The sequence below is a fragment of the Pseudomonas sp. KBS0710 genome (assembly GCF_005938045.2).
Classification (GTDB): Bacteria; Pseudomonadota; Gammaproteobacteria; order Pseudomonadales; family Pseudomonadaceae; genus Aquipseudomonas.
In genome coordinates this window covers 1,950,739-1,964,161 of sequence record NZ_VCCF02000001.1, presented here as the reverse complement: position 1 = coordinate 1,964,161, position 13,423 = coordinate 1,950,739, and the positions used below count along the sequence as shown (strand labels likewise).

12 protein-coding genes are annotated in these 13,423 nt (G+C 59.7%); 11 read left to right on the top strand and 1 reads right to left on the bottom strand.

Annotated elements, in window-relative coordinates:
• Nucleotides 1–87: 87 nt before the first annotated feature.
• From xylF to FFI16_RS09215, 5 genes are all read left to right on the top strand, one after another.
• On the top strand, nucleotides 88–1,089 hold the full coding sequence (gene xylF, locus FFI16_RS09235) for a D-xylose ABC transporter substrate-binding protein (protein WP_138815009.1): 1,002 nt from the start codon (nucleotides 88–90) through the stop codon (nucleotides 1,087–1,089).
• A gap of 5 nt (nucleotides 1,090–1,094) precedes the next feature.
• The gene (gene xylG, locus FFI16_RS09230) at nucleotides 1,095–2,639 is read left to right on the top strand and encodes a D-xylose ABC transporter ATP-binding protein (RefSeq protein ID WP_178112654.1); all 1,545 of its coding nucleotides are present in this window, start codon (nucleotides 1,095–1,097) and stop codon (nucleotides 2,637–2,639) included.
• Entirely contained in the window at nucleotides 2,640–3,776 is a 1,137-nt protein-coding gene (locus tag FFI16_RS09225; protein WP_138815007.1) for a sugar ABC transporter permease, read from the top strand.
• 131 nt (nucleotides 3,777–3,907) lie between these two features.
• Nucleotides 3,908–4,882, top strand: a complete 975-nt coding sequence (locus tag FFI16_RS09220; RefSeq protein WP_138815006.1) for a hypothetical protein — start codon at nucleotides 3,908–3,910, stop codon at nucleotides 4,880–4,882.
• Nucleotides 4,883–5,246: 364 nt separating this feature from the next.
• Nucleotides 5,247–5,555, top strand: coding sequence for a DUF6124 family protein (locus FFI16_RS09215; protein ID WP_138815005.1), 309 nt, complete (start codon nucleotides 5,247–5,249; stop codon nucleotides 5,553–5,555).
• A gap of 122 nt (nucleotides 5,556–5,677) precedes the next feature.
• Here the strand turns inward: FFI16_RS09215 and FFI16_RS09210 are convergent, their stop codons facing one another.
• Complete coding sequence (locus FFI16_RS09210) at nucleotides 5,678–7,177, bottom strand: CoA-acylating methylmalonate-semialdehyde dehydrogenase (RefSeq protein ID WP_138815004.1); 1,500 nt, start codon at nucleotides 7,175–7,177, stop codon at nucleotides 5,678–5,680.
• A gap of 109 nt (nucleotides 7,178–7,286) precedes the next feature.
• On the opposite strand from FFI16_RS09210, the gene FFI16_RS09205 reads away from it, so the two are divergent.
• The 6 genes from FFI16_RS09205 (at nucleotide 7,287) to FFI16_RS09175 (ending at nucleotide 13,420) form a co-directional block, all read left to right on the top strand.
• The gene (locus FFI16_RS09205) at nucleotides 7,287–8,225 is read left to right on the top strand and encodes a LysR family transcriptional regulator (protein WP_138815003.1); all 939 of its coding nucleotides are present in this window, start codon (nucleotides 7,287–7,289) and stop codon (nucleotides 8,223–8,225) included.
• 152 nt (nucleotides 8,226–8,377) lie between these two features.
• Complete coding sequence (locus FFI16_RS09200; protein WP_138815002.1) at nucleotides 8,378–8,644, top strand: acyl-CoA-binding protein; 267 nt, start codon at nucleotides 8,378–8,380, stop codon at nucleotides 8,642–8,644.
• 513 nt (nucleotides 8,645–9,157) lie between these two features.
• Nucleotides 9,158–9,466: a DUF6124 family protein gene (locus FFI16_RS09195; protein WP_017136535.1), complete on the top strand. Its 309-nt coding sequence runs from the start codon at nucleotides 9,158–9,160 to the stop codon at nucleotides 9,464–9,466.
• A 533-nt stretch (nucleotides 9,467–9,999) separates the two neighbouring features.
• The gene (locus FFI16_RS09185) at nucleotides 10,000–11,865 is read left to right on the top strand and encodes a 3-dehydroquinate synthase (RefSeq protein WP_138815000.1); all 1,866 of its coding nucleotides are present in this window, start codon (nucleotides 10,000–10,002) and stop codon (nucleotides 11,863–11,865) included.
• 5 nt (nucleotides 11,866–11,870) lie between these two features.
• Nucleotides 11,871–12,740 (top strand): UbiA family prenyltransferase, encoded by an 870-nt coding sequence (locus FFI16_RS09180; RefSeq protein ID WP_138815393.1) that lies wholly within the window; start codon nucleotides 11,871–11,873, stop codon nucleotides 12,738–12,740.
• Entirely contained in the window at nucleotides 12,737–13,420 is a 684-nt protein-coding gene (locus FFI16_RS09175) for an EboA domain-containing protein (RefSeq protein ID WP_138814999.1), read from the top strand. Before FFI16_RS09180 ends, FFI16_RS09175 begins: the two co-directional genes overlap by 4 nt.
• Nucleotides 13,421–13,423: the final 3 nt, after the last annotated feature.

Here is a 13,423-nt window from a genome sequence, read left to right as displayed (position 1 = left end):
ATCTGTGCCCGGGGCGTCGAGAGACGCTCTACAGTTCTACCCGCATCACGCTGTGTCTTTCCAACAACAATAAAAGGACGCACCACCATGAAAGCATTCAAACGCACCCTGCTCGCTTCTGCCCTGGCCCTGCTCGCCCTGCCGGTGATGGCCGACTCCGCCCACCCGAAAATCGGTTTTTCCATCGATGACCTGCGCCTGGAGCGCTGGTCCCGCGACCGCGATTACTTTGTCGCCGCCGCCGAAAAGCTCGACGCCAAAGTGTTCGTGCAATCGGCCGATGCCAACGAGCAGAAGCAAATCTCGCAGATCGAAAACCTCATCTCTCGCGGTGTTGACGTGATCGTCATCGTGCCGTTCAACGCCACCGTGCTGACCAACGCTGTCGCCGAGGCCAAGAAGGCCGGAATCAAGGTGGTGTCCTATGACCGCCTGATCCTCAACGCCGACATTGACGCCTATATCTCCTTCGATAACGAAAAAGTCGGCGAAATGCAGGCCAACGGCGTGCTGCAAGCGGCGCCCAAGGGCAATTACTTTTTGCTCGGCGGCGCGCCTACCGACAACAACGCCAAGGTGCTGCGCGAAGGGCAGATGAAGGTACTGCAACCGGCCATCGACAAGGGCGACATCAAGATTGTCGGCCAGCAGTGGGTCAAGGAATGGAACCCCACCGAAGCCCTGAGCATCGTCGAAAACGCCCTGACCCGAAATAACAACAAGATCGACGCGATTGTGGCCTCCAACGATGCCACCGCCGGCGGCGCGATCCAGGCCCTGGCCGCGCAGAAGCTGGCGGGCAAGGTGCCGATCTCCGGCCAGGACGCTGACCTTGCGGCCATCAAGCGCGTGATCGACGGCACCCAGACCATGACCGTGTACAAGCCACTCAAGCTGATCGCCACCGAAGCCGCCAAGCTCTCGGTGCAGCTGGCGCGTAATGAAAAACCCACCTACAGCTCGCAATACGACAATGGCAGCAAAAAGGTCGACACCATCCTGCTTACGCCAACCCCGCTGACCAAGGCCAATATCGACCTGCTGGAGAAGGACGGTTTCTATACCAAAGAGCAGATTGCCGGGCAGTGACCGCCATGGCCGACTACTTGCTGCAAATGAACGGCATCGTCAAAAGCTTTGGCGGCGTCAACGCCCTGAACGGCATCGATATCAAGGTGCGGCCGGGGGAATGCGTCGGCCTGTGCGGTGAAAACGGTGCCGGCAAATCCACCTTGATGAAGGTGCTGTCGGCGGTCTACCCCTATGGCACCTGGGACGGTGAAATCCTCTGGGACGGGCAGCCACTCAAGGCCCACTCGATCAGTGAAACCGAGGCCGCCGGCATTGTCATCATTCATCAGGAGCTGACCCTGGTGCCGGACTTGTCGGTGGCCGAGAACATCTTCATGGGCCACGAACTGACCTTGCCCGGCGGGCGCATGAACTACCCGGCCATGCTGCAGCGCGCCGAAGCGCTGATGCGCGAACTCAAGGTGCCGGACATGAACGTGGCGCTGCCGGTGTCGCAGTACGGCGGCGGCTATCAACAGTTGGTGGAAATCGCCAAAGCCCTGAACAAACAGGCGCGCCTGTTGATTCTCGACGAGCCCTCCTCGGCCCTGACCCGTTCGGAAATCGAGGTGCTGCTCGACATTATCCGAGGCCTCAAGGCCAAGGGCGTGGCCTGCGTGTACATCTCCCACAAGCTCGATGAAGTGGCCGCCGTGTGCGACACCATCGCGGTGATTCGCGACGGCAAGCACATCGCGACCACGGCCATGGCCGACATGGATATTGCACAGATCATCACGCAGATGGTCGGCCGCGAGATGAGCAACCTCTACCCCACCGAGCCCCATGCCGTCGGCGAGGTGATTTTCGAAGCGCGCAACGTCACCTGCTATGACGTCGACAACCCCAAACGCAAACGCGTGGATGATGTGTCCTTCGTGCTCAAGCGCGGGGAAATTCTCGGCATTGCCGGGCTGGTGGGTGCCGGGCGCACGGAACTGGTGTCGGCCCTGTTCGGCGCCTACCCCGGCCGCTACAGCGCCGAGGTGTGGCTGGACGGGCAACTGATCGACACGCGCACGCCACTCAAATCGATCCGTGCCGGGCTGTGCATGGTGCCCGAAGACCGCAAGCGCCAAGGCATCATTCCCGACTTCGGGGTGGGCCAGAACATCACCCTGGCGGTGCTCGACCGCTATGCGCATATGACCCGCATCGACGCCGAAGCCGAACTGGGCAGCATCGACCAGCAAATCGCGCGCCTGCACCTCAAGACCGCCAGCCCGTTTTTGCCGATCACCAGCCTGTCCGGCGGCAACCAGCAAAAGGCCGTGCTGGCAAAAATGCTGATGGCCAAGCCCCGTGTGCTGATCCTCGACGAGCCCACACGCGGCGTGGATGTGGGCGCCAAGTATGAGATCTACAAACTGATGGGCGCGCTGGCCGCCGAGGGCGTGTCGATCATCATGGTCTCTTCGGAACTGGCCGAAGTGCTGGGGGTTTCCAACCGCGTGCTGGTGATTGGCGACGGCCAGTTGCGCGGCGATTTCATCAATGAAGGGCTCACCCAGGAACAGGTGCTCGCCGCCGCGCTCAGCCAACACAATAAGAATGGGAAAACCGCGTAGATGAATCAGGTCAAACACCTTTTTACCCGCTACAAAATGCTCGCCCTGGTGATCGCCGTGGCAATCATCTGGATATTTTTCAGCTGGCAGACCGAGGGCGGTTTTCTCACGCCGCGCAACCTGTCCAACCTGCTGCGGCAGATGTCGATCACCGGGATTCTGGCGTGCGGCATGGTGCTGGTGATCATCAGCGGCGAGATCGATTTGTCGGTGGGTTCACTGCTGGGTCTGTTGGGCGGGCTGGCGGCGATTCTGGACGTGGTCTACCACATTCCGCTGCTCGCCAACCTGAGCCTGGTGGCGCTGTGCGGCTTGATGATCGGCCTGGCCAACGGCTACATGACCGCCTACCTGCGCATCCCCTCGTTCATTGTCGGCCTGGGCGGCATGTTGGCGTTTCGCGGGATTTTGCTGGGGATTACCGGCGGCACCACGATTGCGCCGGTGTCGCCGTCGCTGGTGTACGTGGGCCAGGGGTATTTGCCGCATTCGGTGGGCGTGGGGCTGGGCGTGTTGCTGTTTGCCTTGACCCTGTTCCTGACCTGGAAGCAACGGCGCAATCGCGCGCTGCATGGCCTGGCAGCGCATTCGTTGGTGCGTGACCTGTTGCGCGTGGCTGTGATCGGCGCCGTGCTGGCCGGCTTCGTCACCACCCTCAACAGTTACGACGGCATCCCCGTTCCGGTGCTGCTGTTGCTGGTGCTGCTCGGCGTGTTCAGCTACGTCACCAGCCAGACCGTGTTCGGCCGCCGCGTGTACGCAGTGGGCAGCAATATGGAAGCCACCCGCCTGTCAGGCATCAATGTGCAGGCGGTAAAACTGTGGATCTTCGGCATCATGGGCGTGATGTGCGCCCTCGCCGGCCTGGTCAACACCGCGCGCCTGGCTGCCGGCTCACCGTCGGCGGGCAGTATGGGCGAACTGGATGCGATTGCCGCGTGTTTTATCGGCGGCACCTCCATGCGCGGCGGCTCAGGCACGGTGTATGGCGCGTTGCTCGGGGCGCTGGTGATTACCAGCCTGGATAACGGCATGTCGATGCTGGATGTGGACAGCTATTGGCAGATGATTGTGAAGGGCAGCATTCTGGTGCTGGCGGTGTGGGTGGATGTGAGTACGCGGGCGGGGCGGCGGTGAGCGCTGCCCTAATCAACGCCAGCGGCTGGACAGGTGGCATAAGCACGACTAGCGTTCTGCTTGTCCAGAGTGGTGTGTGACACACACCCTGCATTCCTCGACATCTCCCTATGTCAGCCGAGGAAACGCCGATGAAAAAGCCCATTGTCCTTGCCGGTTTAATTGCGCTGATATCGGCGTGTTCAGGCGTAAAATCAATACCCGACCCAGCGCCAGACGACTTGGACGGCTTGATCTATTACATGCCGATGAAAGACCTCATTGTCAGCATCGCTATAGGGGACGAGAACAAACTGACCTCTGTGACAATCGGCACTAGCACCGCCTATGCAGACCGCTCCGTAAAATATTCGTTGAGCTTTCAAAAAGCGTTGTTGGCAAACAATGACATCAATATTGGCACCAACTCAGCAGGCCTGTTGAAAAGTGCGACCTCCGAAACGACGGCCCAAGTGTCTGAGATCTTCAAAGCCTTGGGCTCTGCCGTCGGCACCGTGCGGCCTTTGGCAAATAACCTCACGGCGCCAGAATGCACCAAAGGCTCCCATGTATTCGTATACAAATTTACGCAACTGGTTAATCAGAGCGTCTCCCCTTGTGGCGTCACAGTCACCGCCAAGCGCTATGACAACGCAACCAAAGACACCAGCACAAAAAGAAATGAAGACAATAAAAAAGGAAACTCCGGCATTTTCTACAAACAGGAAATTGCCTATCTGATTTCCGCCACTCGTTCGGAGGACCTGAACGCTTCACAGATAGTCACCTCGCCTTCAGAGTCGCCCGTCTATTTCCTGCCCATCTCGAAAACCCTGTTTTCCAGCAGTAAGGCTGACTTCACATTTGAGGATGGAATCCCGACCAAATTCGCTCAAAAGTCAGACAGCGAGCTGGTATCTTTATTTTCTTTGCCCGCCACCATTGTGGGGGCTTACTTTGAAGCCGTAGGCAAAGTTTTCACCAGTTTCAAAAGTAATGACGACAAACAAGTTGCGGCCCTGCAAGCAGAGTTGACAGCAGAAATTCAAAAAAGAAAAACCAAGGAATGTATGGCGGCGGTAAAAGACGGTAGAACTGACGATATAGAAAAACTGGGCTGCATCTGACCGGAAGCGTCCGTCTCATGACCCATCATTTTTTTGTGGCATTGCTGGCCTTGCGACATGGTTTGTAAAGGGCCAGCAAGACGCGTCCCTTTTAATTGCAGGACGTTTCCTAGACAATCCCTGCCGCCTTGTGCCTGTTGGAATCGATGGCTAGTCTGCGATCCGTCACTGCTCATCAGTGATCGGGTTTAGTCGCCCGGCTTCAGAACAGGCGCATCGTCCTCCGAAGTTTATGGTGGCTGTGCGCAGGGCGCCTTCGGGCGCGCCGGGTTCCTGTTCTGACCGGTCGACTAACCTGCGTACAGCCGCCACCCTAGTTTAGTCGCGAAGCGTGTCGGCTCCTTGATCAGACAGGTACTAAACGATGAAAAAAGTTGTCCCCGACCCACCCAACAACTCCGCCAAAGACCGCGCCGCCTTCAACCGCGCCCTAGACCATTACCTACCCACCCCAGGCGTTCACAGCGTTATCGAAGACCTGAGCTTTGAAGACGCCTTGCTCTACACCGCCAGCCTGCTCGACAGCGCTTCGGCCACCACGCTCAATTGCAGTGAAATGCTCGCCAGCCCCGAACGGGCGAAGATTCTGGCGGTGTGGCATTTGCTCGAGCTGGCGAGGACTACGGTGGATCGCTCCATTGAGTGCCTGAAGCCCGCCAGGGCTATGGCTTAAACGCGGTAAAAAAAGTGGGAGCTGGCTTGCCAGCGATGGCGGTGTATCAGCCAGAACATCTGGTACTGATATCGCTATCGCAGGCAAGCCAGCTCCCACAATTGACCTGCAGTGTATTTAAGTTACTTGGACACCGGCATCGCAAACTCCGCGCCCTGCTCGATGCTCTCCGACCAGCGCTGCATGATCGACTTCTGCTTGGTGTAAAAACGCACGCCTTCCGTGCCGTAGGCATGCATGTCGCCAAACAGACTTTTCTTCCAGCCACCAAAGCCGTGCCAGGCCATCGGCACCGGAATCGGCACGTTGATGCCGACCATGCCCACTTCGATGCGCCGGGCGAATTCGCGGGCGATGTTGCCGTCGCGGGTAAAGCAGCTGACGCCGTTGCCGAACTCGTGGTCGTTGACCAGCTTGATCGCCTCGGCAAAGTCATTCACTCGCACGCAGGCCAGCACCGGGCCGAAGATTTCTTCGCGGTAGATGCTCATGTCTTGCGTCACGTGGTCAAACAATGTCGCGCCGAGCCAGAAACCATTTTCCAAACCTGCCTCGGTCGGCACGTAGTCACGCCCATCAAGCAGCAGTTTTGCGCCGGCTTGCACGCCTTGTTCGATGTAGCCGCTGATGCGTTCCAATGCGGCGCGGGACACGATCGGGCCCATTTCAGCCTTCAAATCGCGGCCGTCGGTGATGCGCAATTGCTTGGCGCGCTCGGTCAAGGAAGCGATGACTTTGTCACCCACATCACCGACCAACACGGCGACGGAAATCGCCATGCAACGCTCGCCGGCACTGCCGTAGGCGGCGCCCATCAGCGCATCCACGGTTTTTTCGATATCGGCGTCGGGCATCACCACCATGTGGTTTTTCGCGCCGCCGAGGCCTTGTACGCGCTTGCCGTTGCGCGCGCCGGTCTCGTAGATATATTGCGCAATCGGCGTGGAGCCGACGAAGCTCATGGCCTTGACGTCCGGGTGTTCGAGCAGTGCATCCACCGATTCCTTGTCGCCCTGCACCACGTTGAACACGCCTTTGGGCAGGCCGGCTTCACGCAGCAACTCGGCCATGAACAGCGAGGCGCTCGGGTCGGTCGGGCTTGGCTTGAGGATAAAGGTGTTGCCTGCCGCAATGGCAATCGGGTACATCCACATCGGCACCATCACCGGGAAGTTGAACGGCGTGACGCCCGCTACAACACCCAAGGGTTGGCGCATCGTCCAGTTGTCCATGCCACGGGAAACCTGGTCGGAATGCTCGCCCTTGAGCAGGTTGGGAATGCCGCAGGCGAACTCCAGAATATCGATGCCACGGTCGACTTCGCCCTGGGCATCGGTGAAGACTTTGCCGTGCTCGGCGACGATGATGCGCGCCAGGTCGTCCTTGCGTTCGCGCAGCAGGTGCAGGTATTCGAACAATACGCGGGCGCGGCGGATTGGCGGTGTGTCGGCCCAACCGGCGAACGCGGCCTGGGCAGCGGCGACGGCTTCACCGACGGTCTGGCGGCTGGCCAGGGCGACGCGGCCGGTGATTGCGCCGGTGGCTGGGTTGTAGACGTCTTGATAGCGATCATCGCGGCTCACGCGCTGGTCGTTGATGTAGTGCTCGATCGTGCTGGTCATGGCAGGTGATCCCAGGTGGGTAGCGTTGAGGCACACGATAGGCTTTCAGTTTGTTCCAAACCAGAGCAGAATCCAGAACTTATTGTCCTTATGAGCGAACAATAGCGTCATGGAAAAATCCGAGATCGAAGGGCTGTGGACCCATATTCACTGGTTGTCGGTGCTCGAAGAGCAAGGCACCTACACCGCTGCCGCCGCGCGCCTGGGGGTGAGCAAGTCGGCCGTCAGCCAGCGCATCTCGGACCTGGAAAAAGCCACTGGCACCCGCCTGGTCACCCGCACCACGCGCAGTGTGCGGCTCACCGATGCGGGGCTGTCGTTGACCCGCGAAGTGCGCAGCGCCTATGAACATATCGCTCGCAGCTTCTCGTCGGTGCGTGACTCGGCCGGGGAGATTCGCGGGCTGGTACGCCTCACCGCGCCGGTGGCGTTCGCGCGGCAGCAATTGGTGCCGCATCTGTCGCAATTCCTGCAGCTGTACCCGCAAGTGCGCATACAGCTGGACGTGTCGGATGCCTTGAGTTCACTGGCAGCCGAAGGTTACGACCTGGCGGTGCGCCATGGCTTCCAGGTGCCCGAGACCCATGTGGCCTGGAAGTTGTGCGACACCGGCTCGGTGCTGGTCGCCACCCAGGACTACCTGCACCGCCACGGCGAACCCCGCGAGCCTGCCGACCTCAGCGCCCACAACTGCCTCTACTACCCACGCGGCGCCGATCAGCCGGCCTGGACATTCGAGCGCGGCGGCAAAAAAGTCGAACGTCTCACCGTGCCCATCGCCGGCAGCTTTTCCACCAACAACAGCGAAGCCCTGCGCGACTCGGCGCTCAACCACCTGGGCATCGCCCTGCTCCCGGATTTCAGCGCCCAAGCGGCGCTGGCCAGCGGCCAGTTGGTGCAAGTACTTAAGGGCTGGACGCTCAAAGGCGCATTTGCCGATGAGATCTACTTGATACGCCCGTATTCACCCCATGTGCCGAAGTCGGTGAGTGCGTTGGTGGGGTATTTGAAGGAGAAATTGTCGGGTGGGTTTCGGTTTGTGGGATGAGGCGAGGTTGCGCGAATAAAACAGCGCCATTGAGCGTAGCGTTTATAGCCAACAGGTATTGATAACTGTCATTTATACCAGGCGTATTGTTTTCGCCTGGCACTTACTATTTGAAGCGCATACCTAATCCGGTTCAATACCTTGGAGGCGCCATGAGCAACCTAGATTTCGACTCAGCAGTGGAAGGGGTCAAAAAATTATTAAATCGCCCGACCAGCGATGAACTTAACGAACTGTATGGGTTATACAAACAATCCACAGTGGGCGAAAATAACTCTGCAAAGCCTAGCTTACTTGATCTTCCAGCAATAGCTAAATGGGATGCCTGGAGCAAGCTAAAAGGTACGTCACAAATTGAGGCCCAAAAAAGGTATATCGAATTAGTGAATAGACTAATCCAACTCTATGGGACCTCATAAGGGTCGGCCGCCATGCTCAATCGAGTGCCTGAAACACGCCAAGGCAATGGCTTAAACGCAGTCAAAAATGTGGGAGCGGGCTTGCTCGCGAATGCGGTGGGTCAGCCACACCTGTGCTGACTGACACTACGCTTTCGCGAGCAAGCCCGCTCCCACATTGGATCTGTGGCGCTGCTCCGTGTGGCTGATCAGTCAGTGGCCTTTCGACATGGTTTGTAAAGGGCCAGCAAGGCGTGTCCCTTTTAATTGCAGGACGTTTCCTAGACAATCCCTGCCGCCTTGTGCCTGTTGGAATCGATGGCTAGTCTGCGATCCGTCACTGCTCATCAGTGATCGGGTTTAGCAGCCTGCCTTCAATAGGAACACGGTTCACCGCTGCGTTTATGGTGGCTGTGCGTGGGGCACCTTCGGGTGCGCTGGTTTTCCTATTGACCGGTCTGCTAACCCGCGTACAGCTACCACCCTCGTTTAGCAGCGCTGGTGGTAGCTCTCTGGTTCAATAGGAGTTACACCATGAAAAAAGTCGTTCCCGACCCACCCCGCAATTGCGCCAAAGACCGCGCCGCCTTCAACCGCGCCCTCGACCATTACCTGCCCACCCCCGGCGTTCACAGCGTGATCGAAGACCTGAGCTTTGAAGACGCCTTGCTCTACACCGCCAGCCTGCTCGACAGCGCTTCGGCCACCACGCTCAATTGCAGTGAAATGCTTGCCAGCCCCGAACGGGCGAAGATTCTGGCGGTGTGGCATTTGCTGGAGCTTGCCCGCACCACGGTGGATCGCTCTATCGAGTGCCTGAAACCTGCCAAGGCAATGGCTTAAACGCGGTAAAAAAATGTGGGAGCGGGCTTGCTCGCGAATGCGGTGGGTCAGCCACACCTGCGCTGACTGACACTGCGCTTTCGCGAGCAAGCCCGCTCCCACAATGGACCTGCTGAGTATTTGAGTTATTTGGAGGCCGCTGCATTAAACGGAATAGTTCTCGACAACTACGCGCGCATAAACTTGTTATAGCCAGCCGCAATAATTCACCAAACAAACCTCGCGTTTTTGAACTCAACTTGTTACTTGCGACGGTCATCAACAACAGCTTCTTGACGCTGCCATAAAAGCCATACAACTAATTGTAAATATTGAATAATCACCGCTAAACCTTCTCCTCTAAAACGCCCTTTTCAAACTCCCTTCCGCACAAACTTGCAAAACAACCACAACCGGCTACGTTCATGAATACCGTGAAAGCCATCAGCCATTACGCACAAAACCTGCCCGCCAGGTGAGGGGTTTTATTGCTCTAAAAACAGCGCAAGCACAGACACGGAATTTAAGTCTCAACACTCAAAAGGGATGCTTTGATGAAGCGCAGCCAGCGGTATCGTGCGTTCACGAAAAAGGGCCCAGCCGAACATTTTTGGCTGTCATTGGTGTGCTTTTCTGTGCTGGTGATTGCCAGCTTCCTGTTGTTTGAACAACAGATCCAAGACTTCCTGATTCACCTCAACCTGTACCAACCGTCTACGCCTGCCCAGGCGTTCAACCTGGCGTTGTTGCTGGTCGCCCTGCTCGCGCTGGACGTGGTGCTGCCGGTGCCGTCGAGCATGGTGGCGTTGCTGGCGGTGGCCATGCTCGGCAGCGTTGGCGGTTACCTGGTGATCTTTATCGGGCTGTGCCTGGGTGCCGGGTTGGGGTATGCGTTGGGCGCTGGCTACTTTCGTTTGCTGGCCGGCCGCCTTGGCTTGCATCAGCGCTCGCCCGGGCAGTTGGGGTACCGCTTGGGCACGCTGTCGTTGATCTGCCTGCGTGGTGTGCCGGTGCTGGCGGAAACCTCGGTGGTGGCCGCCGGAATGCAGCGCTATCCACTGCGGGCCTTTTTGCTGATCACTACCTTGGCCAATGCCGGCCTGGCGCTGGCTTACACGGCCATTGGCACGTTCCTGATCGAGCAGAATTCATTGCTGGTTACGGTGCTGGCCAGCATGGTGTTGCCGCTGGCGTTTGTGGCGATCTGCAGCTTGCTCAAACGCAAGCCCAAAGTCGACCAGCCTTTGCGCGGGCGGTTCGAGGTGACTTACGACTACCCGGTGATCTTCACCGACCACCTGTTCGACCCACTCAACCCGTGCCTGCACCACCAACTCATCACCCAGCACAGTGCACCCGTCACGGTGATGGTGTTCGCCGATGAGCAACTGCTGCACAGCGCCCCTGCGTTGCGCGAACAGATCGACGCCTACTTCGCCGCCCATGCCGATCTGCAGTTGCTCGCCACGCCCATCGCGGTGCCGGCCGGTGAACTGAGCAAGACCTCAGAGGTGTTGCAGCAGCTGTACAGCGACATGCTGCAACACGGCCTGGACCGGCATTGCTACGTGCTGGCCCTGGGCGGCGGCGCGGTGCTGGATGCGGTGGGTTACGCCTGCGCGACCTTTCACCGGGGCATTCGGCTGATCCGTATTCCCAGCACCGTGCTGGCCCAGAACGATGCCGGTATCGGCGTGAAAAACGGCATCAATGCCTTCGGCCAGAAGAACCTGCTCGGCGCGTTCTACCCCGCCAACGCGGTGATCAACGACTTCCAGCTGCTCACCAGCCTCACCCGCCGCGACCAGATCGCCGGGCTGGCTGAAGCGGTGAAAGTGGCGCTGATCAAGGACGCCGCGTTCTTCGAATGGATGGAAGCCAACGCCAGCGCCCTCGCCCACTTCGACCACGCGGCCAGCCGCTACGCAATTCGCCGCTGCGCCGAGCTGCACCTGGGGCATATCACCGGTGCCGGTGACCCGTTCGAGCGCGGCAACGGTCGCCCGCTGGACTACGGGCACTGGGCCGCGCACAAGCTGGAAAACCTTAGCCACCACCGGCTGCGCCATGGTGAGGCCGTCGCCGTGGGCATGGCGCTGGACGGGCTGTATGCCAATGCACTGGGCCTGTTGAGCGATGCCGAGACCGAACGGGTGATGAGCCTGCTGGACACCCTGGGCTTCAACCTGTGCCCGCCGGAACTGAGTGCGACCGATGCCCAGGGCCGCTCGCCGCTGTTGCTCGGCCTGGAGGAATTTCGTCAGCACTTGGGCGGGCAACTGTCTATCCCCATGCTCACCCGCATCGGCCAGTCGGTGGACCTGCATGCAATCGACAGCGCGAAGATGCACGCAGCGCTGCAACGGCTGGCGGCCCACAACAGCCCGGCACTGCCTGCCACCGAGGGCTACGCGCGATGAGCCCGATGAAAACCTGGATGACCCTCGGCCGCGTGTCCAACCTGCCCACGGTGTGGACCAACACCCTGGCCGCCGCCCTGCTCGCCAGCAGTGCCGGCGCCCTGGCGCCGCCCTCGTCGCTGGTGTGGGTGCTGCTGCTGATCACCTTGTCGCTGCTGTACCTGGCCGGGATGTTCCTGAATGACCTGCTCGACGCCGACTGGGACGAGCAACACCACAACCCGCGCCCCATCACCCTGGGACTTGCCAACCGCCAGCAAGTCGGTTTGGCCACAACCTTGCTGCTGGTACTCGCGGCAGCGGCCGTGCTGGGCCTGAGCCGTTTGATCGACACGCCGCATTGGCTAGTGGGCGGTGTGGTGCTGCTGGTGGGCTGCATCTTTGGCTACAACCTGCTGCATAAAAAATACGCCCACAGCGTGTGGTTGATGGGCGCCTGCCGCTCGGCGCTGTACCTCACGGCCGCCGCCAGCCTGGCGGTGCCGTCGGAGCCGATCTGGCTGTGCGCAATTTTGCTTGGCGTGTACATCAGCGGCCTGACCTACCTGGCCCGCCAGGAGCATCGCAACCAACTGATCAGCCGCCTGCCACTGCTGTTGATGCTCAGCCCGCTGGCCCTGGCGCTCTACTCCAGCAACCTGTGGTTCTGGCCGGTATTGCTGCTGTGGCTGGGCTGGTTGGGCTGGCATTACTGGAAACACCTGGCTCACCCGCAACAGCGCCAGGTGCGCGCGTTTATCGGTGCAGGTTTAGCCGCGTTGCCGTTGTTCGATGCACTGGTGCTGGCGGTGGCCAACCAGCCGTTGGGCAGCCTGTTGTGTGTGCTGGTGTTTTTCCTGCTTCCCCACTTTCAGCGTTGGATCAAGCCGACATGAACATGCGCCCTGATAACCTCGCCGACTTTCGCTTGGGCCTCACTCAACAGTTGGATGCCACGCAATTGCAGTGGTGGTTGCAGGCGCATGCACAGCTTGAAGCGCAACCGCACGCCGCCACTGCGGCGCTGCTGAGCGGCCAGTGCAAACGCCATCTGCCCGCCGCTGTTGTTGCACCCGCGCGGGCGCTGGTGGTGGCCAAGGCGCTGGAACACACCCCGGCAGACCAACAGCTGCCGCTGCTGCGCCAACTGTTCCTGTGGGGCGACGATCAGGAAAAAATCGCCCTGCTCAGCGCTCTCGACTGGCTCGACCGCGACGGGTTGTGCCTGGAGCTGGCGTTGCAGGCCGGGCGCACCAGCAACCCCCAGGTGTTTGCCGCCCTCGCCCTCGACACCGCCTACCCATCACGTCATTACCCGGAACGCGCCTTTCACCAGCTGGTGCTCAAGACACTCGGCATGGGGCTCGACATCGGGCGTCTGGTCAATCTTGCTCACCATCACAGCGTGACGCTCAACCAGCTCGCCCTCGACCTTCTCGACGAACAACTCGCGGCCTCGCGCACCGTGTCCCCAGGCTTACCCAAAGCGATCGCCTTTGACCTGCTCAGCCCGGCGCAACTGCAGCGCCTGCGCGGCCTGAGCCTGCCACCCGAATGGCACGCCTACCTGAACTGATGC

Excerpts from the sequence above, each read along its gene's own strand:
- xylF (WP_138815009.1), top strand. The coding sequence starts at position 88 with ATGAAAGCATTCAAACGCACCCTGCTCGCTTCTGCCCTGGCCCTGCTC.
- xylG (WP_178112654.1), top strand. The coding sequence starts at position 1,095 with ATGGCCGACTACTTGCTGCAAATGAACGGCATCGTCAAAAGCTTTGGC.
- FFI16_RS09225 (WP_138815007.1), top strand. The coding sequence starts at position 2,640 with ATGAATCAGGTCAAACACCTTTTTACCCGCTACAAAATGCTCGCCCTG.
- FFI16_RS09220 (WP_138815006.1), top strand. The coding sequence starts at position 3,908 with ATGAAAAAGCCCATTGTCCTTGCCGGTTTAATTGCGCTGATATCGGCG.
- FFI16_RS09215 (WP_138815005.1), top strand. The coding sequence starts at position 5,247 with ATGAAAAAAGTTGTCCCCGACCCACCCAACAACTCCGCCAAAGACCGC.
- FFI16_RS09210 (WP_138815004.1), bottom strand. The coding sequence starts at position 7,177 with ATGACCAGCACGATCGAGCACTACATCAACGACCAGCGCGTGAGCCGC.
- FFI16_RS09205 (WP_138815003.1), top strand. The coding sequence starts at position 7,287 with ATGGAAAAATCCGAGATCGAAGGGCTGTGGACCCATATTCACTGGTTG.
- FFI16_RS09200 (WP_138815002.1), top strand. The coding sequence starts at position 8,378 with ATGAGCAACCTAGATTTCGACTCAGCAGTGGAAGGGGTCAAAAAATTA.
- FFI16_RS09195 (WP_017136535.1), top strand. The coding sequence starts at position 9,158 with ATGAAAAAAGTCGTTCCCGACCCACCCCGCAATTGCGCCAAAGACCGC.
- FFI16_RS09185 (WP_138815000.1), top strand. The coding sequence starts at position 10,000 with ATGAAGCGCAGCCAGCGGTATCGTGCGTTCACGAAAAAGGGCCCAGCC.
- FFI16_RS09180 (WP_138815393.1), top strand. The coding sequence starts at position 11,871 with ATGAAAACCTGGATGACCCTCGGCCGCGTGTCCAACCTGCCCACGGTG.
- FFI16_RS09175 (WP_138814999.1), top strand. The coding sequence starts at position 12,737 with ATGAACATGCGCCCTGATAACCTCGCCGACTTTCGCTTGGGCCTCACT.